Origin of the sequence: Streptomyces sp. CC224B (assembly GCF_030010595.1) — a bacterium.
In the GTDB taxonomy this organism is placed as follows: Bacteria; Actinomycetota; Actinomycetes; order Streptomycetales; family Streptomycetaceae; genus Streptomyces; species Streptomyces longispororuber.
This window is the reverse complement of the sequence record NZ_JASCXL010000001.1, coordinates 26,518-52,303: the sequence shown is the minus strand read 5'-3', so window position 1 is coordinate 52,303 and position 25,786 is coordinate 26,518. Positions and strand designations below refer to the sequence as shown.

Annotated in this window: 17 protein-coding genes; 6 read left to right on the top strand and 11 right to left on the bottom strand. The window is 74.1% G+C overall.

Features of this window, described 5'->3' with window-relative positions; translation table 11 throughout:
- Positions 1-311: 311 nt before the first annotated feature.
- Both QK440_RS00195 and QK440_RS00190 read left to right on the top strand, forming a co-directional pair.
- Entirely contained in the window at positions 312-1,049 is a 738-nt protein-coding gene (locus QK440_RS00195; RefSeq protein WP_282790825.1) for a hypothetical protein, read from the top strand.
- A gap of 244 nt (positions 1,050-1,293) precedes the next feature.
- Complete coding sequence (locus QK440_RS00190; protein ID WP_282790824.1) at positions 1,294-1,830, top strand: hypothetical protein; 537 nt, start codon at positions 1,294-1,296, stop codon at positions 1,828-1,830.
- Positions 1,831-1,890: 60 nt separating this feature from the next.
- Here QK440_RS00190 and QK440_RS00185 read toward each other — a convergent pair whose 3' ends face one another.
- The 7 genes from QK440_RS00185 to QK440_RS00155 all read right to left on the bottom strand — a co-directional run bounded on the left by QK440_RS00185 (position 1,891) and on the right by QK440_RS00155 (position 9,653).
- Positions 1,891-3,723 (bottom strand): ABC transporter ATP-binding protein, encoded by a 1,833-nt coding sequence (locus QK440_RS00185; protein WP_282790823.1) that lies wholly within the window; start codon positions 3,721-3,723, stop codon positions 1,891-1,893.
- Entirely contained in the window at positions 3,720-4,154 is a 435-nt protein-coding gene (locus tag QK440_RS00180) for a lasso peptide biosynthesis B2 protein (protein ID WP_282790822.1), read from the bottom strand. Before QK440_RS00180 ends, QK440_RS00185 begins: the two co-directional genes overlap by 4 nt.
- Positions 4,151-4,405, bottom strand: a complete 255-nt coding sequence (locus QK440_RS00175) for a lasso peptide biosynthesis PqqD family chaperone (RefSeq protein WP_282790821.1) — start codon at positions 4,403-4,405, stop codon at positions 4,151-4,153. The genes QK440_RS00180 and QK440_RS00175 overlap by 4 nt, the downstream gene beginning before the upstream one ends.
- Before the next feature lie 28 nt (positions 4,406-4,433).
- A complete protein-coding gene (locus tag QK440_RS00170) occupies positions 4,434-6,278 on the bottom strand; it encodes a lasso peptide isopeptide bond-forming cyclase (RefSeq protein WP_282790820.1) in 1,845 nt (614 codons plus the stop codon).
- A 26-nt stretch (positions 6,279-6,304) separates the two neighbouring features.
- Positions 6,305-6,415 carry a keywimysin-related RiPP gene (locus QK440_RS00165; RefSeq protein ID WP_282790819.1) on the bottom strand — a complete coding sequence of 37 codons (111 nt, stop codon included), beginning with the start codon at positions 6,413-6,415 and terminating at the stop codon, positions 6,305-6,307.
- Positions 6,416-6,849: 434 nt separating this feature from the next.
- On the bottom strand, positions 6,850-8,241 hold the full coding sequence (locus QK440_RS00160) for an MFS transporter (RefSeq protein WP_282790818.1): 1,392 nt from the start codon (positions 8,239-8,241) through the stop codon (positions 6,850-6,852).
- 266 nt (positions 8,242-8,507) lie between these two features.
- Positions 8,508-9,653, bottom strand: a complete 1,146-nt coding sequence (locus tag QK440_RS00155) for an SDR family oxidoreductase (RefSeq protein WP_282790817.1) — start codon at positions 9,651-9,653, stop codon at positions 8,508-8,510.
- Between the two features lie 540 nt (positions 9,654-10,193).
- Here QK440_RS00155 and QK440_RS00150 point away from each other — a divergent pair.
- A complete protein-coding gene (locus QK440_RS00150) occupies positions 10,194-17,768 on the top strand; it encodes a type I polyketide synthase (RefSeq protein ID WP_282790816.1) in 7,575 nt (2,524 codons plus the stop codon).
- A 76-nt stretch (positions 17,769-17,844) separates the two neighbouring features.
- Here the strand turns inward: QK440_RS00150 and QK440_RS00145 are convergent, their stop codons facing one another.
- On the bottom strand, positions 17,845-18,810 hold the full coding sequence (locus QK440_RS00145) for a hypothetical protein (RefSeq protein WP_282790815.1): 966 nt from the start codon (positions 18,808-18,810) through the stop codon (positions 17,845-17,847).
- A 594-nt stretch (positions 18,811-19,404) separates the two neighbouring features.
- Between QK440_RS00145 and QK440_RS00140 the strand changes: the two genes are divergently transcribed.
- The 3 genes from QK440_RS00140 to QK440_RS00130 all read left to right on the top strand — a co-directional run bounded on the left by QK440_RS00140 (position 19,405) and on the right by QK440_RS00130 (position 23,136).
- The gene (locus QK440_RS00140) at positions 19,405-19,749 is read left to right on the top strand and encodes a hypothetical protein (protein ID WP_282790814.1); all 345 of its coding nucleotides are present in this window, start codon (positions 19,405-19,407) and stop codon (positions 19,747-19,749) included.
- Between the two features lie 127 nt (positions 19,750-19,876).
- On the top strand, positions 19,877-21,460 hold the full coding sequence (locus QK440_RS00135) for an asparagine synthase-related protein (RefSeq protein ID WP_282790813.1): 1,584 nt from the start codon (positions 19,877-19,879) through the stop codon (positions 21,458-21,460).
- Positions 21,457-23,136: a glycosyltransferase family 4 protein gene (locus tag QK440_RS00130; RefSeq protein WP_282790812.1), complete on the top strand. Its 1,680-nt coding sequence runs from the start codon at positions 21,457-21,459 to the stop codon at positions 23,134-23,136. The genes QK440_RS00135 and QK440_RS00130 overlap by 4 nt, the downstream gene beginning before the upstream one ends.
- Before the next feature lie 39 nt (positions 23,137-23,175).
- Here the strand turns inward: QK440_RS00130 and QK440_RS00125 are convergent, their stop codons facing one another.
- The 3 genes from QK440_RS00125 to QK440_RS00115 form a co-directional block, all read right to left on the bottom strand.
- Entirely contained in the window at positions 23,176-23,742 is a 567-nt protein-coding gene (locus QK440_RS00125) for a hypothetical protein (RefSeq protein WP_282790811.1), read from the bottom strand.
- 266 nt (positions 23,743-24,008) lie between these two features.
- Entirely contained in the window at positions 24,009-24,695 is a 687-nt protein-coding gene (locus tag QK440_RS00120; protein WP_282790810.1) for an HAD family hydrolase, read from the bottom strand.
- Between the two features lies 1 nt (position 24,696).
- Complete coding sequence (locus QK440_RS00115) at positions 24,697-25,617, bottom strand: pseudouridine-5'-phosphate glycosidase (RefSeq protein WP_282790809.1); 921 nt, start codon at positions 25,615-25,617, stop codon at positions 24,697-24,699.
- Between the last annotated feature and the right edge of the window lie 169 nt (positions 25,618-25,786).

The following is a 25,786-nucleotide window of genomic DNA, read 5'->3' as shown; positions in this document are numbered from 1 at the left end:
GCTGGTTCTGTCTCGTGGGTACGGCGAGTGGGACGGCGCACGGACCCCGACGACCGGGACGGTCGCGGCGGGGTCCGCATGATCCCGAGCGTAGGGGGGCGGCCTCGGCCGAGGGCGAGGGGGGTGGGCGGCACCGACGGCCGCCCCCGTGCCTCTCCCCCGGGTCCCGCGCGAGGGCGGGCGCGGCGACCGGCACGAGGTCGCACCGCCTCAACAGGGCGGCCGTACCCGCCCGGTAGCCCGGAGGAAGCGCAAGGTACCGGCCACCCCGGGCATGTGGCCCTCCGGACGAGCCGCTAGCCTCCGAGAGCATGACCGAAACTCGAACTCGCCAGCGCAGCGCCGGAGATGGGCTCGCGAGTCCACCGGCCCGCCGCGTCCTGCGGCTCGCCGCCGGCGCCACCGCGGCCTTACTCGTCACCGACCTCGCCACGCGCGTGTACAACCACTACGACGCCATCCCCGGCGTCCGCAGGTTCGTGAACGTCGACCTCGAAGCGAACCTGGCCACGTGGTGGAACAGCACGCTCCTGCTGGCCGTGGCGGGCATGGCGCTGATCGCCGCGCTGCTCAGCGGGCGCGACGCGCGCCCCGGGCGGCTGTCCTGGCTCGGCCTCGCCGTCGCGGTCGCCCTGCTCAGCGTCGACGAGACGGCCTCGTTGCACGAACGCCTCGGCGAGGCGGGCAAGTCGTGGAAGGAGTGGGCCGGCGTCGCGCTGCCCACGCACGCCTGGGTGCTGCCCGGCGCGGTGCTCGCGGTGGTGGGCACCGCCTGCGCGGTGCTGTGGGCGCGGAAGCTCCCGCGCGACCTGCGCAACGGCCTGCTGGGCGCCCTGGCGGTGTACCTGGGCGGGGCCCTGCTGACCGAGGCGTTCAACGGCTGGGCGCTGGAGAACGGCCACAGCACCACACTCATGCTGGGCACCCTCGTGGAGGAGGGCCTGGAGATGAGCGCCTGCCTCGTCGCCCTCGCCGTCCTCGGCCGGTACGTGGTCCTGCGGCACGACCCGGCCACCGGGCACGCGGTGCTCCGGCTGCGGGACGGCTGATCCGGGCCCCGCGGCCGGACGGGCCGCGGGCCGACGGAGGGCGGCGGCACCCCGGCCACTGACCACCGGCCACTGACCACCGGTCACCGGCCACCGGCCACACCGGCCGCACCGGTGCCGTCCGCCCCCGGCGCCACGAGCGCCCCCGGTGAACAATCGGGATTCACCGGACCTATGCCCCGTCGGCGGTCTACGGTACGGGCACACCGCGCCGCCTGCCGCGGTCGCACGAGGAGGACATCCTGTGTCATCGCCCTGTGACCCCCGGAACGCCCCCGCCGGCGACGTGAGCGCGGCGCTCATGATGATCGACTCCCGCCTGAAGGCGGTCTACGACGGCAGGACCGAGGCCGACCCCGAACAGCAGGCCCTGGTCGACCAGTTCATCGCCTCCCTGGGCCCCCGGGAGGTCGACGACGTCCTGGACGGCACCTGCACGCTCATCTTCCTGTTCATGAAGTGGCTGCGGATGGCCTACGAGGACCACGACCGGGACGTCATCGAGTACGTGGTGCCCAACCTGGTGGCCACGATGCGCATGATGCCCAAGAGCGTCCGCCCCGAGGCCATCCCCACCATGGCCGGTCTGGTCGTCGCCGCGGGGACCGGCCTGAGCCCGAACCTGTGGCGCAAGCAGTACGGGGACTGGACCGCGGACGAGATGACTCCCCTGGAGGCCACCGCCTTCCTGCTCGCGGAGCACATCAACCGCCTCACCGACGACCACGACTTCGCCACCCGCATGATCACTCAGGCCCTGTCGGGGCCGGACGAGGACTGAGGGGCCCGGGGCGGCTCCCCCGCCCCGGGGCGGGCCCTCGTACCCCACCGCTCCGTGCCGTCATCCGGTCGGAGGGCCGGGGTGGCGGAGCATCTGGTGGGTGGCCAGGGCGTGGTAGGCGGGGCTGGTGGTCAGCAGGTCCTGGTGGACGCCGGAGGCCACGGCGCGGCCGTGGTCGAGTACGACGATCCGGTCGGCGTGCTGCACGGTGGACAGCCGGTGGGCGATGACGAGCACGGCGCACTCCTGGGTGACGTCCTTCATCACCGTGGTGAGCGCGCTCTCGTTGATGGCGTCCAGGTGGGAGGTCGGCTCGTCGAGCAGGAGCAGGGCGGGGCGGGCGAGGAGGGCGCGGGCGAGCGCCACGCGTTGCCGTTCCCCGGCCGAGAGGGTGGCGCCGCGCTCGCCGAGCACGCCGGACAGGCCGCCGCGCAACCGGCTGACGACGCCCTCCAGTTGGGCGAGTTCGACGACACGCCGGATGTCCGCGTCGTCGGCGTCGGGGACGGCGTAGGCGATGTTGTCCCGCAGCGTGCCGTGGACGACGTGCGTGTTCTGGTCGACGACGGCGATGCGGGCCCGGCAGGCGGCGCGGCTCAGCCCGGTCGCGGGGCGCCCGTCGAACAGCAGCACCCCGGAGTCCGGTTCGTAGAACCTGGCCACCAGCGCGAACACCGTGCTCTTGCCCGCCCCCGACCGCCCGACGAGGGCGACCTGACCGCGCCGGGGGACGGTGAGGGAGAGGCCGCGCAGCACGGGCCGGTCGGGGTCGTAGCCGAAGTGGACGTCGCGCAGGGCCAGGGCCGGTGTCCCGTCGGCCGTGCGGGCGGCGGCGGTGGCCTCGGGGACCGTCCGGCGCGGACGCGCGACCGGCTGGGGCCGCTCCGCCGGCTCCGCGGGCTCCGTCGGCTCCGCGGGCAGCGACAGTGCCTGCTCGATCCGCTGGTAGGCCCCCATGCCCCGCTGCATCAGGCCGACCGCGCGGAACACGGACGACAGCGGCAGCACCAGATAGGAGGCGTAGAGCAGGAAGGCCACCAGGTCGCCGAGCGAGGTGGTGTTCCCGCCGACGCGCAGCCCGCCGATGACCAGGACGAGTAGGAAGGAGCCCTGGACGGCGAGTTCGACCGCGGGGCTCATCACCGACGCCAGCTTCGCCGTGCGGACCCCCGCGGTGTACGCCGACTCGACGCGCTCCCCGATGCGGGCCGCCTCCCGCTCCTCGGCGCGGTGCACCCGCACCATCGGCAGAGCGCCGAGCGCGCGTTCCAGGTCGGCGGCGAGCGCGCCGACGGAGTTCTGCATCCGCTCGGAGGCCGCCCGGATGCCCTTGAGCAGCGAGGTCACGACCGCGGCGGCGACGGCGACGGTCAGGCTGACCAGGAGCAGCAGCAGCGGGTCGATCCAGACCATCAGGGCGATCGCCCCGGCGGCGACGAGGACCCCGGTCACGAGGTCGACCAGCGCCTGGGACACCACTTCCCGCAGCAGGGTGGTGTCCGCGGTGACGCGTGCGATGAGGTCACCGCCGCGGTGCTCGTCGTACGCGCGCATCTCCAGCCGCAGCAGCCGCGCCACCAGGCCGTGGCGCAACTGCCGTACGACACCCTCGCCCATGCGCTCCAGGACGAACCGCCCCACCGCGCCGGTGACCGCCTCCGCGACGAACAGCGCCGCGAGGACGGCCAGCAGCGGCCAGAAGGTCCCGCCCTGTCCCCCGCTGTCCACGACGTTCTTGGCGACGAGCGGCTGGGCGAGCCCGAGCGCCGACGCGGCGAGCGTGAGGGCGGTGGCGGTGACGACGGCGGACCGGTGGCCGGCGGTGAGCCGGTGCGTGGTGGTGATCGCGCCCCACGTCGAGCGGTCGCGCGGCTCGTCCGTGGTGTCGCTCATCGGGCCTGCCGGGGTTCCGGGGGGATGGTGATGAGCCGGGTGAAGTAGTCGTCCGGCACCCCTTCGCCCACGGGGTGGCCCTCGACCTCGATCCAGGCGTGGGCGGTGAAGGGCGGCACGACGCGGACGCCGGTGCACCAGGTCGGCCAGGTGCCGCCCAGCCGGCACAGGAGTGCGGCCCCGATGGACCGGGGCAGGCAGCCGCGCGGCCCGGCGCAGCGCAGGCTCACCGCGCAGACGGCGTCCCGGGCGCCGGCGGCCCCGGCCGCGGAGGCGGGGGCGGCGCCGCGGCGCAGGAAGCCGAGGACGGCGCGGAGGCGGCGCGGCGGCAGGAACGACAGGGCGAGGGCGGGCAGGAGGACGAGACGGGCGGCCAGGCGCCGGGGGAACGGCACCGCCGTGGGGGGTGTCAGCGCGCTGGGGGTCGTCATCGGGCGAGCCCCGCCGCGCGCAGCTCCGCCACCAGGGTCGCCACGTCCCGCTCCGCCCGCGCCCGGTCGACGTCGAACCGGGCGGCGAGGGCTTCGGCGGCCGCGGCTTCGTCGTCCCCCCGCATGAGGGCGCCGACGACCAGGGTGGCGGTGGGGTTCAGTTCCCAGTACGCGCCGTTGCGCTCGTCCAGGAGGACGGTGCCGTAGTCGGTCTCCGCCGTGGAGACCGTGGCGTTGAACCGCAGTGCCATGGTGCGTGCCTTTCGCTCGTGAGCGGGCTCAGGAGGGGGCGGGAGTGGCGCGGGCCAGGCCGCGCAGCCACACCTCCGCGGCGATGGTGGGGTAGAGGATCCCGTGGTGCAGCCCGGGGGTGGACGGCCGCTGGGCCAGGCGGCGCAGGGCTTCGCCGTCGACCAGACCGAGCCGTTCGAGGCGTGAGTCCTCCCAGAGCGCCAGCAGGTCGCCGCGGTGCTCGCGCAGCCCGTTGGCGGCGTCCATGGAGGCCGCGGCCTTGGTGGTGCGCCGCAGGCACGCGTCCGGCACGATCCCCCGCATGGCGGCGGTGAGCAGGGGCTTGTATTGCCAGGGGGTCACGCGGTCCTCGGGGCGGACCGCGAAGCACGCCTCCATGACGCGGTCGTCGAGGAACGGGGAGGCCATCGGCACACCGGCCCTGGCGGCCATCCGGTCCCACTGCCGGATGATGCGCGTACAGGAGTGGACCTGCTCCAGGTCGGCGTGCAGGCCCCGGTCCGGGTGCAGCGGCACGGCGCTCTCGGCGGCTTCGCGCAGGGCCCCTACCGCCATCTCCCGGGCCTCGGGGGTGACCCAGTCGAACAGGCGCGGGGGCATGCCCCAGCCCAGGCTCGTGATCGCGGTGGCGGGCAGCGGGTCGCGCAGGCTCCGGCTCGCGTCGGCGAGCCACGTCCCGTACGGCCGGGTGTCGGCCAGGGCGCGGCCCATGGCGCCGAGTGGCCACTGCCACAGCGCCTTGAAGCCGCGCAGCTGCCGCAGGGCGAACAGCGGCCGGGTGCGCGCGAGGCGGTGGTAGTACGCCTCGGAGCACCAGGCCACGTGGTCGCCGCCGATGCCGGTCAGGTGCAGCCGGCTGCCCCGCTCGGCCATGCCCGGCAGGTGGTGCAGGACCCGTGAGCGGTCCATCACCCCGATGGTGGGCTCGTCGAGGAGGTCGTCGATGCCGAGCAGGTCCTGGTAGACCAGCGGCGAGGCGTCCGCGTCCCAGACCACGTGCTCGACCTCGGGCAGGGACCGGGCCGCCAGCCGGGCCCAGTGCAGGTCGGTGTCGGCGGGGTCCCGCCCGGGCCAGGTGCTGGCCACCACCTTCGCGGGCGAGCGTGCCGCGAGGAAGCAGAGGGAGGTGGAGTCGAGGCCGCCGGACAGGTCGCAACTGACCACCCCTCCCTGGCGGGTACGGGCGTCGACGGCCTCGGTGAGGGCGGCGCGTACGTCGGCGGCGCCGTCGGCGAGCGTCCGGACCGGCTCCGGCGGCGTCCACCAGCGCGCGTGGCGTACCGAGCGCCCGTCGGCCGCGACGAACAGCGCGTCGTGCGGGGACACCGCCGTGATCCCCGGCCACAGGGGCGCTTCCGCGAGCGGGTGCGGAACCGGCCACAGCAGCCGGACGGCCACCTGCCGCGGGTCGGGGTCGGCGCCCAGCGCGGCAGCGAGGACGTCCGCGCTGGTGGCGGCGACGTGCACGCCCGCGATCCGGGCGTGGAACACCAGCCGGAGGCCGGACGCGGTGCCCTGCACGCGCAGCCGGCCGTCGAGCGCCGCCACCAGGTGGTGGCTGCCGGGCAGGGTGCGGGCCAGGACGTCGAGTCGGGTGAGGTCCCGCATCCGGGCGGCATGCCGGTGCAGGCGGGCGGCGTCGGCGGGACAGCAGCCGACGACGGCGACGGCGGCCGATCCGGCACGGGCGGTGACGATCTCGTCGTCGTGCCAGGAGCCGACCAGCCAGGGCCGCCCCGAGGCGTGGGGCAGCGTGCGCGTTCCGGGGCGGGCGAAGGAACGGGCCACGGCGGCCGCGTCCTCGCGGTCGGGAAAGACCGCGAAGTGCGCGTCGCCGGGGCCCGCCCCCGCACCGTGGTGCGGTTCATTCATGACGTCGGGCTACCAGCCGTCGGCCGTCAGTTCTTGCTGAAGATCAGACGGTCGTTGCCGGAGCGCTGCAGCAGCCCGGTCTTCTGGCGGAACGCTCCGAGGCGGGCGAGCGTCGGAGCTTCGTAAGCCTTCTTCATGGCTTCTCCTCATGCCGGTTTCAGCCACCGCCTCCCCGGCCGGCCACGAACCGGCGCGCCGGTTCGTGGCCGCCCTCGCCCTGGTTCATCGGGAACCCGGGACGAGAGGCGGCGACCCGGTGAGTAGCTAGCCGCACGTTCCGGCCACGGAGCAACAGAACAAATGCAAGTCATCTCATAGGACTAATCATGTGCAGAGCGATCAAGGGCGTGCATCAGACGGTGATCACCGAAGCGTTCCTGCCCAATGTGAAACGAGTTCTGGTCAGAAAAAACCTTGCGACCAGCACTCACCCCACCGTCGCTCCTTCCGGAGCCCGGGGGCGTACGTGGTCCGCGCGAACGCCTGAACCAGGCGCACGCCCTGTCCTTTCGCACAACCCTTTTTGGCCGTCGGCCGGGAAGGGAGGCAGTTTTCAGTCCGCGTCGGGCCCTCAGGCGGCCGGACGGACGGTGCGCGCCACAAGGAACAGTGCCGCTCCGCACGCCGCGGCGGTGAGCCAGCCGGGGTGCGAGGCCTGGGCGAGCCGGGCGGGGTCCTGCCCGGCGACGAGCCCCCCGGCCACCGCGACGCCGACCGCCGCTCCGACCTGGCGGGCGGTCGAGGTGATGGCGCCCGCGACGCCGGCGCGCTCCCGGGGAAGGCCGCCGACCGCGGTGTTGGTGAGGGGCGCGTTGGCGAAGCCCACGCCGACACCGATGACCAGGTAGGCGCCGAGCAGCAGCGCGAGCGGTGTGCTGTCGCTGAGGCCGACGAGGGCCAGGGCGCCCGCGGTCAGGCTCGCGGCGGCGATGAGCAGCGGTCGGCGCGGGCCGTGGCGGCCGACCATGGCCCCGGCCACGGGCGCGCACACGGTGGCCGCCAGCGCCATGGGCAGGGTGGCGCACCCGGCGAGGAGCGCGGAGAGGCCGCGGGCGTGCTGGAGGTAGTAGGTGTTCAGGAGCAGCGTCAGGTTCAGCGCGGTGAAGACGGCCATGGCACCGAGGACGGCGGCGCCGAAGGCGGGCGCGCGGAACAGCGAGAGGTCCATCAGCGGTTCGCGGCGCCGGCGTTCGACGGCGACGAAGGCGACGGCCGCCGCGGTGACCGCCGCATAACCGGCCACGGTCAGAGGCGCGGTCCACCCGCGGTGCGGGCCCTCGATGAGGATCGCGACGGTGAGGCCGACGACGAGCATGAGCAGGGCCTGCCCGGGCACGTCGAGCGAGCGGTGCCGCGGGGCGCGCGACTCCGGGACGAACAGCGCGCTGAGGACGAGCGCGGCGACGAGCACCGGGACGTTGACCCAGAACAGGGCCCGCCAGTCGAGGGCGGCGAGGAGGGCGCCGCCGGTGACGGGCCCGGCGGCCATGCTCAGGCCGAAGACCGCCGCCCACACCCCGATGGCGCGGGCGCGCTCCCGGGCGTCCGGCGTGGCGTTGACGACGATCGCCAGGGCCACCGGGCTCAGCATCGAGGCGCCGACGCCCTGGACGGCCCGGGCCGCGATCAGGGCCCCGGCGGACGGGGCGAGCGCGCACGCCAGCGACGCCACGCCGAAGACGCCCAGGCCGAGTTGGAACACGCGGCGCCGTCCGAAGCGGTCGGCCAGGGCCCCGGACGTGGTCAGCAGGCTCGCCAGGACGATGGTGTAGGCGTCGACGATCCACTCCAGGTGACGCGTGCTCGTCCCGAGGCCGTCGCCGATCGCGGGCAGGCCCACGTTGACGATGGTCGTGTCCAGCCCCACCAGGAACATGCTCAGGGCGCAGATCGCCAGGACCGCCCGGCGCCTGCGGGCGTCGAGGGCGGGCACGGCCGCGGCGGTGGCGGCTGAGGCGGTCACGGCAGGGGTGGTCACAGCAGGGGTGGGCGTACGCACGGGCGGCACCTTCGGTCGGTGGTTGTCGTGCCCACAGCATCCGCCGGAGGCGCCTCGGGGGCCCCTGCCTTTTGCGGAAACCGCAAACCGGTGCACGCGGACACCGCTTCCGTCGCCCCGCCGCGCCCGCGCTTCCACCACCCCCGTCGCCCCGCCGCGCCCGCGCTTCCACCACCCCCGTCGCCCGCCGCGCCCGCCACGCCCGCCACACCCGGCGCGACCCGGAGGCGTCAGGCCGGGACGGCGACCTGACCGGCCCCGCACGCGCGGGCCAGGTACGCGTGGTCGACGGGTGCGGGGTCCGGCAGGTCCCCCACGGCCGCCAGCAGGTTCGTACGGTCGTAGGTCCGGTGGAACGCGCTGAACCCGAGCACGCCCGCGGCCTGTCGGGCGACCAGGGCTTCCAGGGGGGTGGGCCGCTCCACCTCCGGTACGAGGTGGACGGCGATCCCCGGGTAGCGGGCGCCCAGCGCCAGGACGGCGGCGCGGGCCGTGGTGTTGTGCGGGTGGGTGACGTGCACCGTACGGACGCCGTCCCACCCCGCGGACCGGGCCGCGTCCGCCACGCGCACCATGGCGCGCGCGGCGTACTCGGCGGGCACCACGTTGCCCTCCCCCTCGGGGTCCGCCGGGACGCGGATCCGCAGCGCCTCTCCGCGCAGCCCCGCTCCCGTCAGGTACCGCGTCAGGCCGCGGCCGTGGGCGGCGCGGGCGCGCATGCCGTCGTCGATGAGCCGCAGCAGGACGTCCAGGGGCTGCCCGGGCAGGTGTTCGGGCACGGGCCGGTCGGTGGCGAGCAGGCTCGGCCGCAGGACGGTGACCGGGCGGCGGGTGCGCCCCGCCCAGGCGCGGACCAGGCGTTCGGCGGTGTACTTGCTCTCCTCGTACGACGTCTGGAAGCCGTACTCCTCGCTCAGGTCGCTCTCCAGGACGTGGCCGGTGAGGCGGCGGCCGGCCACGTAGGCGGTGCTGACGTGCAGCAGACGGGCGTCGGGCGCCTCGTCGGCGAGTTCCAGGACGTGCCGGGTGCCGAGCACGTTGGCGGTGTGCAGCGGCACCGGGTCGCCCTCCAGCTTCAACAGGGCCGCGCTGTGCCAGATCTCGGTCACGCCGTCGGTCGCCCGGGCGCGGTCCGCAGCCGACAGGCCGAGCCCCGGCAGGGTGATGTCACCGCTGAGGAAGCGCAGGCGGTCCAGGGCACCGGCCGGCAGGGACGGGGCATCCAGCCAGGTCACCGCGGCTTCGGTGCGGGCGCGGAGCGCGCGTTCGCTGCCGCGCCCCAGGACGGTGACCGGTGCGTCGCCGCCCTTGGCGAGCAGCTCGCGCAGAACGCGGCTGCCGAGGAACCCGGTGGCACCGGTGAACAGGATGGACAAGACGTCTCCTTCGCGCGGAGGGAACGGACAGGGATCACGGGGGGGGACGGGCGCGGCGTGACGGCCCGTCGTGCCGGGCCGCCGGTACACCGGGCCGCCGGTACACCCGTACGGCGTGTCCGGCGGCGAGTCCGACGGGATGCCCGGCGGGGTGTCCGGCGGCGTACCCGTGCCACGGCGCCGGTGAGGCGTCCCACGCGCCGTCACCTGCGCCAGGGGCCAGGCGCCGTACCTCCCGTGGGGGTCGTCGGAGCGTTCCACGTCGCCGGGCGCGCCGTCCCGTCGGGGCGCCGTGGACAGCCGGTCCCCCACCTAACGAGTGATGCGGGGTCAACGAGCGCCTCGTTGCCGTTCCAGGTGAATCGGCCCTTGCGGAGAGTGTCGACCGGACAGAAATCCGTCGCCGTGTGTAGTCAGTTCAGGACGCGTCGATGTCACGCCGTCTCAGGACACGTCCTGCCGTCTCAGGACACGTCGATGCCATCGCGGCGCTCGCGCTGTCAGCCGAGCGGGAAACCTGGTGCGAGGAAGGTCCGTCACGTGAACCTGGAGCCGAGCCCTTACGGCGAACGAGCCGTCGCCGTCGTCGGCGTGTCCTGCAGACTGCCCGGCGGGATCACCGACATGGACGGCCTGTGGAACGCCCTGCTGGACGGGCGTGACCTCGTGACCGAGATGCCCGCCGACCGCTTCGACGCCGACCGCTTCGTGGACACCGCGATGCCCCGGGCGGGCAAGAGCTACACGGCCGCCGGCGGCTTCCTCACCGACATCGAGCGGTTCGACGCCGCCTACTTCGGCATCTCCCCGAAGGAAGCGGCCCACATGGACCCCCAGCACCGGCTGCTTCTGGAGCTGACCGCCGAGGCGCTGGACGACGCCGGCGTCGACCCGGCACTCCTCGCGGGGTCGGACACGGCCGTCTACGTCGGCATCTCCGACGCCTCCTACGGCGCCCTGCAGATGCTGCGGCCCAGCAACATCGGCCCCTACACGATGTCCGGCGCCGCCTCGTCCATCGCCGCCAACCGGCTCTCCCACGCCTTCGACCTGCGCGGGCCCAGCATGGCGGTCGACACCGCCTGCTCCTCCTCGCTCGTCGCCCTCGACCGCGCCTGCCGCACCCTGTGGGACGGCACCAGCCGCGTCGCGCTGTGCGGCGGCGCCAACGTCCTCCTCACCCCGTACCACTACGTGGGCTTCTCGCAGGCCGCGATGCTCTCGCGCCGGGGCAGGTGCGCGTCGTTCGCCGCCGACGCCGACGGTTTCGTCCGTGCCGAGGGCGGCGGGGTGGTGCTGCTCAAGCCCCTGCGCGACGCCCTTGCCGACGGTGACCGCGTGCACGGCGTGATCCTCGGCACCGCGAGCAACTGCGACGGCCGGACGATGGGCCTGGCCCTGCCCAGCGCGGAGACGCAGGAGGGCCTGTTGCGCCGGGTGTACGCCGACTTCGGCGTCCACCCCGACGACCTGGTCTACTTCGAGGGGCACGGGACCGGAACGGCCGTCGGCGACCCCGTCGAGGCGCAGGCCATCGGCCGGGCGCTCGGCATCCGCCGCGTCAACGGCCCCCTGCCGCTCGGCTCGGTCAAGACCAACCTCGGCCACCTGGAACCGGCCTCGGGCATGGCCGGCCTGTGCAAGGCGCTGCTCGTCCTGCGCCACGGCACGATCCCCGCCTCGCTGCACGCCGACCCGCCGAGCCCCGCGATCGACTTCACCGGCCTCGGCCTGGACCTCGTCACCGAGAACCGGCCCCTCCCCGGGACCGGACGGGCGGTCGCCGGGGTCAACTCCTTCGGCTTCGGCGGCGCCAACGCCCACGCCGTCGTCGCGGCCCCGCCACCACTGCCGGAGCAGGCCCCGCCCGCGGACGCGCCGTCCGCACTGCCGGTCGTGGTGACGGCCCGCACCCCGCGGGCGCTGCGCGAAGCGGCGTCCCGCATGGCCGGCCACCTGGCCGCGGCGGACCCCGACGACTTCTACGACATCGCATACACCTCCTGCCTGCGCCGCGGCAAGCTCGAGCACCGCACCGCGGTGCTCGCCGCCGATGCCGCACAGGCCGCCGAGCGGCTGGCCCGTGTCGCCGACGACCCGGCCGTCCTCGCCGACCTGAGGGTGAAGGCGGTCCGGCACGGGCGGGTGGCGTTCGTGTTCGCCGGAAACGCCTCACAGTGGGCGGGCATGGGCGCCGACCTCCTCGCGGGCGACGACGACTTCCGCGCCGCGGTCACGGCCGTGGACGCCGAACTCGCCCCGCGCCTGGGCTGGTCGGTGGCCGAGGAACTCGCCCGGCCTGCGGACCGGTGGCGGCTGGAGGCGACCGAGGTCGCCCAACCGCTGCTGTTCGCCGTGCAGGTGGGCATCGTCGCCGCGCTGAGAGCCCATGGCATCGAGCCGGCCATGGTCCTCGGCCACAGTGTCGGCGAGGTCGCCGCCGCCCACACCGCCGGGGCGCTGACGCTCGCCGACGCGGCGTACGTCGTCCACGAGCGCAGCCAGGTGCAGGCGCTCACCGCGGGCAGCGGCCGGATGGCGGCCGTCGGCCTGGGCCGCGAGGACGCCGTCGAGGCGCTGGCGCCGTACGAGGGGCGCCTGGAGATCGCCGGGGTGAACAGCGACAAGGACGTCACCGTCGCCGGGGACGCGACCGCCCTGGCGGCGCTCGGCGACGAACTGGCCGGGCGCGGCGTGTTCTTCCGCGACCTGGGCCTGGACTACGCCTTCCACAGCCGCGCCATGGACGCGCAGCGCGCGCCGCTCGTCGCGGCGCTCAAGCACCTGGAGCCCGGCGCCGCCTCCGTCCCCTTCTACTCCACCGTCACCGGCGCCCGCACCGCCGGAGCGGACCTGGACGCGGACTACTGGTGGCGCAACGTCCGCGAGCCCGTCGCCTTCGCCGCCGCCGTCGAAGAGGCCATGGAGGACGGCGCCGACGTCTTCCTGGAGATCGGCCCCCACCCCGTGCTGCGCGGCTACCTGCGGCGCGTCACCGGCAGCCGCCCGCACACCGCCACGGCCGTGCTGCCGACCCTGCGCCGGGACGCCGACGGGCCGGGCGACCTGGCCCGCGCCCACGCCCGCCTGCTCGCCGCCGGGGCGGTCACGGACTGGAAGCGGTACTTCCCCGCGCGCGGCCGGGTGGTGCGGCTGCCCGCCTACCCCTGGCAGCGGGAGCGCCACTTCGGCGGCGGCAGGGACTGGTTCACGCCGGACGGCCCGTACCGGCACCCGCTGCTCGGTGCCCGGGTGGCCGCCCCCACGCCATTGTGGTCGGGGGCCGTGGAGCCCGTCCTGGTGCCGTGGCTCACCGACCACCGGGTGGCCGGGTCCGTCGTCATGCCCGCCACCGGGTACGTGGAGACGGCCCTGGCCGCGGGGCGTGACGTCTTCGACGGACCCGCCGAGACGGAGCACCTGGAGATCACGACCGCCCTGGTCGTCCCCTGGGCAACTGCCTCCCAGGTGCGGCTGCACGTCTCGCTCGACCCGGACGACGGGGTCCTGCTGATCGCCGCGAGCGACGAGCAGACCCGGGAGCCGCGCGTCCACGCCCGTGCCCGCGTGCGGCGCCTCGTCACCCCCCGCCCGGCCCCGGCCACCGGCCACGCCTCCCCGCCCGGACCGGGGCGGCGGCAGGTCACCGCGGAGGAGCACTACGGCCGCTGCGCCGCCGCCGGCCTCGGGTACGGGCCCGCCTTTCAGGTCCTGACCGAGCTGCACGTGGGCGCGGGCGAGGTCGTCGCCGCCTACGCGTACGAGCCGCCGGGCGGCCCGTACACCGTGCACCCGGCGCTGCTCGACGGCGCGCTGCAGGCCGGGGTGCCGCTGCTCGCCGACCGTCTGGACGACGGCGAGGCCTATCTGCCCGCCCTCATCGGCGCCGTCCGGGTGTGGGGCACCCCCGCGCCGACCGGCGCCGTCCGGCTGACCGAGCGCTCCCGCACCCGGGACGAGGTGTGCTGGGACATCACCGTCACCGACCCCGACGGCACGGTGACCGTCCAGCTCGACGGCTGCCGCATGCGCCGTTTCACCGCGGCCTCACGCCCCCCGCTGGGCGTCCACCACACGGTGCTGCGCGCCGCGCCGTGGCCCGGCGAACCGCTCGCCCCGGCGCCGCTGCCGTCCCCCGAGCGCGTCGTGGCGGGCTGCGCCGAGCAGATCGGGCGGCTGCGGGAGGACTGGCGGGCGCTGCGCTACGGGCAGTCGGTTCCGCTCTTCACCGACTCCTTCGTCGACCGCTTGGGCGATGTGCTCGCCGACCTGGCCGGTGCGGCCGACACCCCGCTGAGCATGCCGGACCTGGTGGCGCGCGGCCTGGCGGAGCGGCACGTCAGGCTCGTGGAACTGCTGACGCCCGCCCTGCGCCGACGCGGCGTCCTGACCCCCCGGCCCGACGGCCGCTTCCTCGTCCGACCCGCCGGGCTGAGGCTCCCCGCGGTGATGGCGCCCGCCTCGGCCGAGGCGTCGGCGTTCGTCCACGGCCAGGCCCTGCTGGCCCAGCAGGCCGACAAGCTCGACGCCGTCCTGCGCGGACGCCGGGACCCGGTGGAGCTGCTGGCCGACGACGCCTCCGCCAGGACACTGGAGCAGTTCTACGACACCGCGCCCGTCTGCCGGTTCCACCACCGGCTCGCACAGCACCTGCTGCGGGAGATCGTGCGCGCGTGGCCCGCCGACCGGCCGCTGCGGGTCCTCGAGGTCGGAGCGGGCACCGGCGGCACCACGGCCGCCCTGCTGCCGGTGCTGCCCGCGGACCGCACCTCGTACTGCTTCACCGACGCCTCGGCGTTCTTCTTCGCCCGGGCGCAGAAGCGGTTCGCGGACCACGACTTCGTCGACTACCGCACGTTCGACCTCGACCAGGACCCGGTCGAGCAGGGCTTCGCCCGCCACTCCTTCGACCTGGTGGTGGCGGGAAACGCGCTGCACACGGCGGAGGACCTGAGCACGGCCCTGCGCGGCGTGGCCTCCCTGCTCGCCCCCGGCGGCGCGCTGCTCGCCGTGGAGTCCCATGACGCGGAGGTCCTGGCCCCGGTCTTCGGGACACTCGACAGCTTCTACGGGCACACCGACACCGGACTGCGCCCGCACTCGCTGCTCCTGGCCCGCGACGAGTGGCCCGGGCTGCTGCGCGCGTGCGGTTTCGTGGAGGTGGTCCAGAGCGGTGACGACCGGGCTCCCGCCCGGGACCACTACTCCGTCCTGCTGGCCCGCACCGCCACCGCGCCGCCCGAACAGGTCGCTCTGTTCCCGGCGGTTCCCCGTGCGCGCGAGGACGCCGCGGTCCTGACCGTGGCCGAGACCGCCGACGCCCGGCCGCTGTCCCTCGCGCTGAGCGAGGCCGTCACCGCGGGCGGCGGCCGGGCCACGGCCGCGGACACGGCCCCCGCGACACCCGAGGACTGGCGGCACCTGCTCCACACGGCCCTCGGCGGGGAACACCGCGGAACCCTGGCGGTCGTCCTGCTCCTCGGCGAGCCGGACGAGGAGGCGGCCCCCGACGTCCTGGCCCGCGCTACCCGCCGGGCCGAGCTGCTGCGCACCTGCGCGCTCGCCTGCGGTGAACTGCCGGACGGCGTCCGCGCGGAGCTGTGGCTGGTGACCCGCCCCTGCGGCGTGGCGGAGGGAGCCGGGAGCAGCCACCCCGCCGACGCCGTCGTCTGGGGCCTCGGCCGGTGCCTGGTCAACGAGCTGCCGGAGCTCCGCTGCCGGCGTATCGCCCTCCACCGCAAGGGCGCCGCGGACGACGCGCGGCGCCTGGCCCACGAGTTGTCCTGCCCCACGGATGAGGACGAGGTCGTGCTCACCGAGCGGGGCAGGTTCGTCCTCAGGGCGGTGCCGCGCCCGCCGGGCGTCCCCGCGGCCGAGGACACGCGGTACAAGCTGGAGGTGCGCCGACCGGGCCTGTCCTACGAGCTCGACTGGCAGGAGACCGCCTTCCCGGACCCGGGACCGGGTGAGGTCCTGATCGAGGTGAGGGCCACCGCCCTCAACTACCGCGACATCATGCGGAGCGTCGGCCTGCTCCCGGTGGAGGCCGACGAGGGGACGCCCGCCGAGTCCGGCTGCGGCCTGGAGTGCGCGGGCGTCGTCGCGGCCTGCGGCCCGGGTGTCACGCGGTTCGAGCCGGGAGACCCCGTCGTCGGGATGGCCTTCGCCTCACTGGCCTCCCACTGCCTGGCACCCGAAACCAGTCTGATTCCGCTGCCCGACGGCATGACGTTCACGGAGGCGGCCACCCTGCCGGTCGCGTGGGCCACGGTGCACTACAGCCTGGGCACCCTGGCCCGGCTGCGGCCGGGGGAGACGGTCCTGGTCCACGGGGCGGCCGGCGGGGTCGGGCTCGCCGCCGTGCGCTACGCCACCGCACGCGGCGCGCATGTGATCGCCACCGCCGGGAGCGAACTGAAGCGGGACTACCTGCGGTCCCTCGGGGTGGACCACACGCTGAACTCCCGGTCCCTGGACTTCACCGACCAGGTGCGGGAGATCACCCAGGGCCGCGGGGTCGACGTGGTGCTCAACTCCCTCGCCGGTGAGGCCATCCCCCGCAGCCTCGAACTCCTCCGCCCGGGCGGCCGCTTCCTGGAACTCGGCAAGCGCGACATCTACGAGAACAAGCCCCTGCTGCTCAACCCCTTCAAGAACAACATCGCCTTCTTCGGGATCGACCTGACGAAGGTGCTCAACGAGCCCACGCGGACCGACGCCCTGCTGCGGGACGTGTCCGCGGTCCTCCGGACTGGCCTGCGGGGCGCGCTGCCGCACACCGTCTTCCCCGCGGCCCGCGTGGCCGAGGCCTTCGCCCACCTCCAGCACTCGCGCCACATCGGCAAGGTGGTCGTCGCCTTCGACCCCTTGGACGAACCGCCGCGGGTGGTACGCCGCCCGCAAGCGCCGCGCCTGGACCCGCACGGCACGTACCTGATCACGGGCGGGACCAGCGGGTTCGGCGCGGCGACCGCCGGGTGGCTCGCCGACCTCGGCGCCCGGCACCTCGCCCTCGTCAGCCGCCGCGGTGAGCGGGCGCCGGAAGCCGGGGCGGTGCTCACGGCCCTGCGCGCACGGGGCGTGACCGCCACGGCGTACGCGGCGGACGTCACCGACCTCGCCGCGGTGGAGGCCGTGCTGGCGCGCGCCGAGGCCGGCGGGCACCCGCTGCGCGGGGTCGTGCACGCGGCGATGCACCTGGACGACGAGGAGTTCGTCGCGCTGGACGCGGCACGGACGGCCGCGGTCATGGCACCGAAGATCGCCGGGGCCGTGGTCCTCGACACCGTGACCCGGGAGCGCGACTGCGACCTCTTCCTCGCCTACTCCTCCGGCACGGGCGCCATCGGCAACGTGACCCAGGCGCCCTATGCCGCCGCGAACCTCTATCTGGAAGGCCTCGTCCGCGGCCGCCGCAGCGCGGGTCGCCCCGGACTCGCCGTCGCGTGGGGAGCCGTCAGCGACCACGGCTACGTCGCCCGCAACGGCCTCGACGCCTCGTTGGCCTCGCTCGGGCTCCTGACGATGAAACCGTCCGAAGCCTTCGCCAGGGCCGGGCACCTGCTCCACTCCGGGGACGAGACAGCGGTCGTCGCACGCGCCGACTGGGCCCGGCTCAGCCGCCTGCTCGTCCTGTTCAACACACCCAGGCTCCGGGGTCTCGTCCCGGCCCTCGGCGGTGACGACATGGGCAAGGAGGAGCGGCTGCGCATGCTGGCCCAGATGTCCCCCGACGACGGGCTGGCCCACCTCACCGACCATATCGTCGGCATGCTCGCCGAGGTCATGCACATGGACCCCGGCCGGATCGACCCGCACCAGCGCGTCGACACCTACGGCCTGGACTCCCTCATGGCCGCGGAACTGCTGGTCACGCTCCAGAGCCGCTACGAGGTGGAGATCCCGCCCATGGAACTCATCCGCAGCGCCAACGGCACCCTCGCCGAGATCGCCCACCTGGTGTACGTCCGCCTCGGCCTCGCCGGCCGCTCCGCCGCCACCCCGCCCGTGCCGTCACCACGCGCGGCCGAGCACCCGGACCCCGACGAGCCCCGGACCCCGCGGGCCCCGCACCGGCCGGACCCGGAGGAGACGGCGACGGCCACCGGCTCCTGAGCCCGCGACGGGGCCGGGCGGGAACGCTCTCGGAGCGGAGCCCGCTGCCACGCCCTCCGCCCGTGTTCCGGTGCGGCTACGCGGAGGTGCCTCCGGTGTTCTCGGCACCCTCGCCCGGCCTTGGCGTGTCCCTGGGGGCGAAGACCATCGCGTGGGCCAGGGATCCGTACGGCGGGGTGTGGTTCGGGTCGTAGGGCCCGGGAGCGAGGTCGATCCGGGCGCCGGAGTAGAAGCCCACGGTGTGGTCGTACTGGACGGTGACGGCGCCGGGGAGCCCCGCCTTGCCGAGGACGGAGCCCGGGTTCAGCCCCCGGTAGCCGTGTCCGCCGTACCAGTCGTTGTTGATGGTCATCAGCCAGCCGCTGAGGCTCGCCTGATAGGTGACCCGGAAGCGCGCGCTGCCCAGGTTCGACCAGAGGTAGGCGGTCTCCGACGAGTAGGCGGGAACGTCGTCGTACGCCTGCGCGCTGGCACCCACCATGATGTCCTGGGTGTTCGTCGTCGAATCGCCCCACTCCTTGGTGAAGGTGAAGCTCCCCTCCCGGGAGACGTCTCCGATGCCCTCGATGCCGATGCCGAAGCTGATCGTGGTGCCCACGCCGATGGACGTGTTCGACGATATGGTGTGGCTGACGCTTTCGGTTTTCGTGACGGACATGTCCGCGGAATACGTGGCGGGGTGATCCAGTTCGTTGTCCCACTCGACGTGGTACGCGATGACGGGATTGGTGTCGACCCCGAGCCATTCGGACTTGATCGGGCGGAGCGTCACCGTGACGGGCTGCCATCCGAACACGTCGTACGCGTTGTCGTACCGGTGGTCGCCGCTGTTGGGGTGGGGCTTGGTCGGATTGTGCAGGAACCACTCGTCCGGCGACTCCCCGATGATGCTCCCGCAGGCCCGCCTGATCCTGTCGTAGTCGTCGAACCCGAAGGCCTTGCTCTCCGTGTCGGTGATCGTGTGGATCTCCTGACCGGTGGCCGTTATCCAGCAGTTGCTCGGCGCTTGACCGGCTGTTATCTGCACGTCGAAAGTGGCCATGCCTCTTCCTTGTCCGTGGGGGAAGGGTGGGGGAGGAAACGATTCCGGGCCGTGCGAGATTTTCCGTACGGGATTCCGTACGGGATTCCGTGCGGGGCGTTCCGTGCGGGGCGTTCCGTGCGGAGTGTTCCGTGCAGGGCATTCCGTGCAGGGTGGATCGCTTTCCGCCGCGCCGTTCATCCGTCGTCGCCGAGCGCCTGCGCCAGGACGGCTCGCCCGTCGGCACCTGAAGTCTCGGCCTGGAATGAGAATCGCCGCAATACGTGTCCTGGCCATTGTCGAGAGCCGACGCCGGGAAGGGATCCCGCACGTGCCGGACCGACGCGCCACCGCGTCCGGTTCGGTCGTACGCGCGCTGCGGCGGATCCGGTGAAACCATCCGCCTGACGCGGCCCGCCCGCACCATGCGCATCCGCCGCCTCGGCGGAGAGGCACCGATTGCCTTTCATTGCCGCGGATTGTCGACATAGCACACCAATCGCGCACCGGGCAGCGGATGAAGTGGTTCACGCATTGACCGGTTTGACGCTGTCGGACGGCAGCCCCGGGGTCGGAGACTCTCGGGAAAGCCAACCACTCCGTCAGAGAGGGACCATGGGCGGCGAGGAAGAAGCAGCGAACCCCCCGGCCGAATCCACGACCTCACCGGACGAATCGGCGACCCCAGCGGACGAATCGGCGAACCCAGCGGACGATTCCGCCACTTCGGCCGACCGATCCGCGACCCCGGCGAGCGAAACCACCGCCCCGGCGGATACCTCCAAGGACCCCACCGACGAACTGGTCGCCACCGCGGAGGAACTGTTCGAGCCGGAATCACCGGAAGGCACGGAGGAATCCGGCGCCTCGGCCGGTGAACGTCCCGGCGACGACGCGGCCGGCCCGGTGCTCGGCAAACTCATGGGCAGCAGGGACAGGCAGCGGAGAAAGAAGGGCTGAGCCCGGATTCATGCTCCGCTTTCGCGTACGCCGTGACGACCTCGGGCGCGTCTGGCACCCGACTTCTCACGGCTGGTCGGCCGGGCACAGCCATATCGTCCCTTTCCGCCATCCTGCCCTGGAGAACGTGGCGTTCGCAGGGCACGGCAGGTTTTTCCTGTCGGTGCGGGAGCGCTGCGCCGGTACGCCGCCTCGGCCCTTCCCCGGGGACACCGCCGGTGCCGTGTCCCGTGGCGCCGACACGTCCGTACCGGCGTGGGACGAGGCACTGGCCGCGGCCCTGGCGTGGCCGCTGCAGTCGGTGACCGTCGTCATCCGGGCCGGAGGCGACGGCGGTCCACCGGGCGCGCTCTCCGTACACGCGGGACCGTGGGGCACCGGCTCCCTCTACGCCGTCGCCCGGGGGCGGGACCTGCACGCCGACTGGGACCCGGGCCGCCTCTACCACCTGCTCGGCCGGGACTGCCTGGACCCCCTGCGCGCCGCGGCGTTCCTCGCCTGGTCCGACGCCCCGTACGCGCGGCGCACGCTCCTGCGCGACCTGTGGCTGCTCTGCGCGGGCTCCCACAGCACCTGGCCGGCGGACGGCACCCCCGCACAGCTCCTGCGCGTCAGCTACCCGCCGCCGACACCCCTGCCCCCCGTCGGCCGGGTGGTGCCGGGCGGTGACGTCCCCGGCGCGTTCTGGAAGACGCTCGGGGCGTCCATGCGGCGCTGGGTCGGGCCCGGTGGCGCCGCCGACGCGGCCCCGGCGGCCTGCGAGCTGAGCGGCGGCCTGGACTCCTCCCTGGTCACGGCGTGCGCGGCGGCGCTGACCGGCCGACCGCCGCGTACCTACGGGCTCACCATGCCGGGGGCGCAGCAGGCCGGGCAGCGGGTGCGGCGCGCGGAGGTGATCGACCGGTTCGGCGCGGTGGACACCACCCGCGCCCTCGCGGCCCATCCACTGCTGCCGCCAGGGGGCGCGCGGGCGCGTGCGCGGGGAGTGGTCCCCTGGGAGGAGTGCTACCACGAGGCGGTCGGCGCCCTGTTCGCCACCGCCGCCGCCGACGGCGTGCGGTGCCTGTTCACCGGCTTCGGCGGCGACGAGCTGTGCGGGGCGCACCCTGACGACGGTCCTCCCGCGACCCGGGAGGACCGTGGGCCGACGAGCACGGCCGCGGGGCCGGACCCCGTTCCGGAGCACCTCACCGGCTCCGCGCGGGAGATGCTCCTCGACGCGCGGGCCGACCCGGCGGAAGCCTTCGACCCGGCCCCGCGGGGGCAGGTCGCGGAGTCCGCCGTGGAGGCGGTGACCTCCGGCTCGGCCCTGTACCTCCGCCACGGCATCTGGCCGGTCCATCCGCTGTGCACGCCGGAACTCGCCCGGCTGTGCCGGCGGCTGCCGGGCCGGTGGCGGTCCGGGCGCACCGTGCAGCGCGACCTGCTCACCCGGCTCGGCCTGCGGACCGTCGGCCGCCCCGCCGGGACGGACGACTTCTCACCGGCCATGGTCGCCGCCCTGCGCGGCCCCTCCCGCCCCCTGCTGACCTCCCTGTTCACCGCTCCCCTGCTCGCCGACACGCGCCTCGTCGACCCCGGCGCCCTCCTCTCCCGCTACCTGGCCTGGGCCGACGGCGGGCCGGGCGACGAGATGGAGTTCTACTCCGCGGCGGTGCTGGAGCTGACCCTGCGCTCGGTCGAGGCCGGCGGAGAAGGGCCCTCGTCGTGACATCCCCCGCCCGCCTGGCCACGTACCTGTACGACGACCCGGCCCCCGCACCCGGTGCCCCGCCCCGGCGGACCGTCTACGGCGCGGGCGCCGCCGTCGACGCGTTCTGGCCGGCCCTGCTCCGCCACGGCGCGCCGGGCCGCTACTACGTCTTCCACGACCGGACCACCGCCGCCCGCTCGCGTCTGCGCGGTGTCCCCGCAGGGCCGGGGGTCGAGCTGACCGTCGCCGACTTCGCCGCGCTGGTACGGGACTTCGCGGGTCATCCGTTCAGGGCCTGGCACGACTCCGAGGGCGACCTGGCCACCGCCGTGACGCTGCGCGGGCGGTTCGCTCCACGCCGCCACCCGGTCACCGCCACGCCGCACGTCCTGAGCTACCCGGAGCTGGCGCACACCTGGGCGCTGCGGCTGCTGCTCGCCGACACCGCCCCGTGCGACGCGCTGATCTGCACCAGCGAGAGCGCGCGACGGGCCGCGCGCCGTCTCCTGGAGGCCGTGGCGGCGGACCTGCGGGCCCGGCACGGCGCCGACCTGCGCTTCCGTGGCCGTCTCGACGTCATCCCGCTGGGCGTGGACACCGACGCCCTGCGCCCGGGCGGACGGAAGGCGGCCCGACGGGAATTGGGCGTGCCGCCCGGCGCGTGCGTGCTGCTGTGGCTCGGCCGGTTCTCGTTCGGCGACAAGGCCGACCTGCTGCCGCTCGTCACCGCCTTCCGGCACCTCGTCGCCGACGAACCGGGGCGTGACCTCCTGCTGCTCCTCGCCGGGGGCGGACCGCCCCGGTGGGGCAGGACGCTGCGCGACTGGGCCGCGCGGCTCGGCGTGGCCGACCGCGTCCGGGTCGTCGAACCCGTGGACCCGGCGGACCGGGGCACGTTCTACGCCGCCGCGGACCTCTTCGTGTCCCCGGTCGACAACGTCCAGGAAACCTTCGGCATCACCGTCATCGAGGCCATGGCGTGCGGCCTCCCCCAGGTCGTGTCGGACTGGGACGGCTACCGCGACAGCGTGGCGCACGGCCGCACCGGCTTCCTCGTACCGACCTACTGGAGCCCGGCCGGCGGCGAGGCCTTCGCCCGGCAGGGCCTCTACGACCGCGGGGACCTCCCCGAGCACCTGCTCCTCGCGCAGTCCACCGTGGTCGACCCCCAGGCACTGCGCGCCGCGCTGCGCACCCTGGTCAGGGACGAGGGCCTGCGGGCGCGGATGGCCGACGCCTCACGCCGCCGCGCTCTCGCCCGCTACTCCTGGGCCCGCGTGATCGCCGCGCACGAACGCCTCTGGGACGAGCTGACGGCCGTCGCCACCCGGCTCCCGGACCCCATGCCGCGGCGCGGCGCCGACCACGCCGCGATCGACCACAAGGCCGTGTTCGCCTCCTACCCGAGCCGGACACTGGACGGCACCGCGCCGGTGGCGGTGACCCCGTACGGTACGGCGGCCCTGGCGGGCGAGTCCCCCCTGCCCGCGTACGTCACCGCCCTCGGCGTGCTCCGCCTCAGTCTCCTCCGCACGGCCCTGGCCGTGGCCGCGCGAGAAGGTCCCCTCCCCCTCGCCACGCTCACCGGCCTCGTCGCCGACCGCACCGGGGAGCCGCCCGCCCGCGTCACCGACCACGTGTTCTGGCTGCTCAAACAGGTCTTGCTGCAACCGCGGGACGGCCCGGCCGGCTGACGTGCCGTACCCCGGCCCCGGCTCGCCGCGGTGCCCGCGTCAGGACAGCGAGGCGAGGAGCCCGATCTCCGGCGCCAGCGCTCCGGGCTGCCCGAGGGAGCGGAAGTCGGCCTCGACCGCCGCCAGGTCGAGGACGCCCGCACGTACGGCGTGGTAGCGGACCATCGACCACAGGAACACGTCGAGGCTGTCGTACTGCGTGTCGGCCTCGATGACCTCCTCCTCGTGGAACCACAGCGCGACGCGGCCGGAGGCGAGCACGACGTGGTAGTTGCCGCCGCCGTCCGCGCCGACGGACCACACGTCGTCGTCGGAGAGCTCCGTCTCGTAGTCGGAGTCGAGGACACGGCAGTCGTTGGCGCCGAACGCGAACCCGTACGACCAGTCGCAGACGTCGAACACCTCCGGCACGGCCCCCGCCCGGACCCTCCGGTCGAAGCCGGCCAACGCGGTCGCGGCGGCACGCGGGAGCCTGGCGAGGAACGGCTCGACCGGCCGGACCGACGCCGGGGCCCCGGCCCGCGGCGCGCCGGGGAACCAGCGCGCCAGGTCGGCGTCCAGGTCGCGCTCCACGTATCCGGCCACTTGGTCAACGGTGAGAGACATGCGAGGAGGCTAGCGCCCGCAACTCCCTTGCCAGCCACCTGCCCCACGTGCGTGCTGCACCAGGCCCGTTGACGGGCCGGCCTCGAACCGCATCCGCGGGCCACTCGACGCCCGCCACAGCATCCGCGTCCAGGATGAGGTCCAGGGAACGGCGGCCCACTGGTGCCGGCCCGCCGCCTCCAGCGAGGAGGCGGCGGCCTCGAGCATCAGCCACTCGTGAGTGGTCATCACCTCCCGTCACACGGCCGACGTGGTCAGGACGTCCGTCATCCGCCTCCGCCTCGCGAAACCGCCGAGACGACACTGTCGAAGGAATCAGCTATCGCCAAGGCACCGGCAGCCATGAGGTCTTGGGCGGTAGCGACACCGTAGGAGACACCGATAGAAGCCATGCCGGCAGCGCGAGCCATCTCGATGTCACCCGTCGCGTCACCGACGACGACACATTCTTCGGCAGGAATCCCGAGCTCTTCCGCCAGGTACAGCGCCATGTCGGGCGCGGGCTTTCCGCGGCTCACCGAGTCGTGTCCGGCAATGACCGTGAACTGATCCAAGATGCCGGTCGCGTCCATCGTCCTGACCGCGGCCTCGTAAGTCTTGGAAGTGGCGACGGCCAGGGTGTGGCCGAGGTCGCGCAGCTTGGTCAGCCCCTCCGGCACGCCGGGGTACAGCATGCGCTCACGATGCTCCGCAAGGTACTCACCGAAGCCGCTGCGGTAAGCGGCCATGGCGTCGAGCACCTGCGAGTGATCGGCGGGCAGGTCGAGCAACTGGGCGAAGTTGCGGTCCAGCGGCTTGCCGACGGTGGCGCGCACCGCCGCATCGTCCGCTTCCCGCCCCAGCCCGCGAAGGACCTGGAGAGTGATGGATACGATGGCGCCGGGAGTGTCGGCGAGGGTGCCGTCCAAGTCGAAGACGACTCCGCGGTACGGGATGGTGTGCGGATCCGCCATCTCACCGCTCCCCGGGGGTGGCCGCGAGGGCGACGGCGAACTCGCCGGCGACACGGGCGGTCGACAGCAGTACCGCGCGAGTCGCCGCAGCACTGCGGCCCGCGGTCACTTCTGTGAGGGCACGCATCAGGAAAGGGCTGATGGCGTTTCCGCGCACGCCTGCCCGGTCGGCCTCGACGAGAGCGGCCTGGATGGCTCGCTCGATCTCGTCGCCGTCCAGGGCGTCCTGCTCGTCTATGGGGGCCGTGAGCAAGACCGAACGGTCGCCGTTCACCTCCCAGTGCAGCCGGGTCGCCCGAGCGGCGACAGTCAGGTTGTCGACGCGGCTCACCGGCACCTCGGACTCACGAACGTAGAAGGCCGGGAGTGTGTCCGTGCGGTACCCGAGCACGGGCACGCCCGCGGTCTCCAGATACTCGGCGGTCAGGCGGAGGTCGAGGATGGACTTGGCGCCGGCGCACACCACAGTGATCCGGCTCCGGGTGAACTGCTGGAGGTCGGCGGAAACGTCGAAGGTCTCCTGAGCGCGCCGGTGGACGCCTCCGATTCCGGCGGTGGAGAAGACCGCGATGCCGGCGCGGACCGCGGGCACCACGGTGCCGGCGACCGTCGTGGCGCCGAGGCCGCCGCCGGCCAGGACGGTGCCGAGGTCGCGTGCGCTGACCTTCGGGATGCTCTTGGCGGAGGCGAACCGGTCGATCAGGTCGGCGTCCATGCCCACGACGAACTCCCCGTCGGCGATGCCGATGGTTGCGGGTACCGCGCCGCGGTCGCGAACCGCCTTCTCGATGTCGAGGCTGAGTTCAGCGTTGGCCGGATAGGCCGGTCCATTGACGATGAGCGAGGATTCCAGCGCTACGACCGGGCGTCGTTCGGCAACAGCGGTGCGCACCTCTTCGCTCACGGCGAGAAGTGGATCCATGGCTATAGCTGCCTTTCCGTGGATGTCGGTACGCGGGACACCGTGCCCGTCCAGTTGCACACCCCGCATCACGTCTTCACGGGATTCCTGCGGATATCGCGAGGTCACGTGATGCCGTGCGGTGGAAGCCCATCCAAGGTGAACAGGCGACTTCCCCAGCACTGGAGGA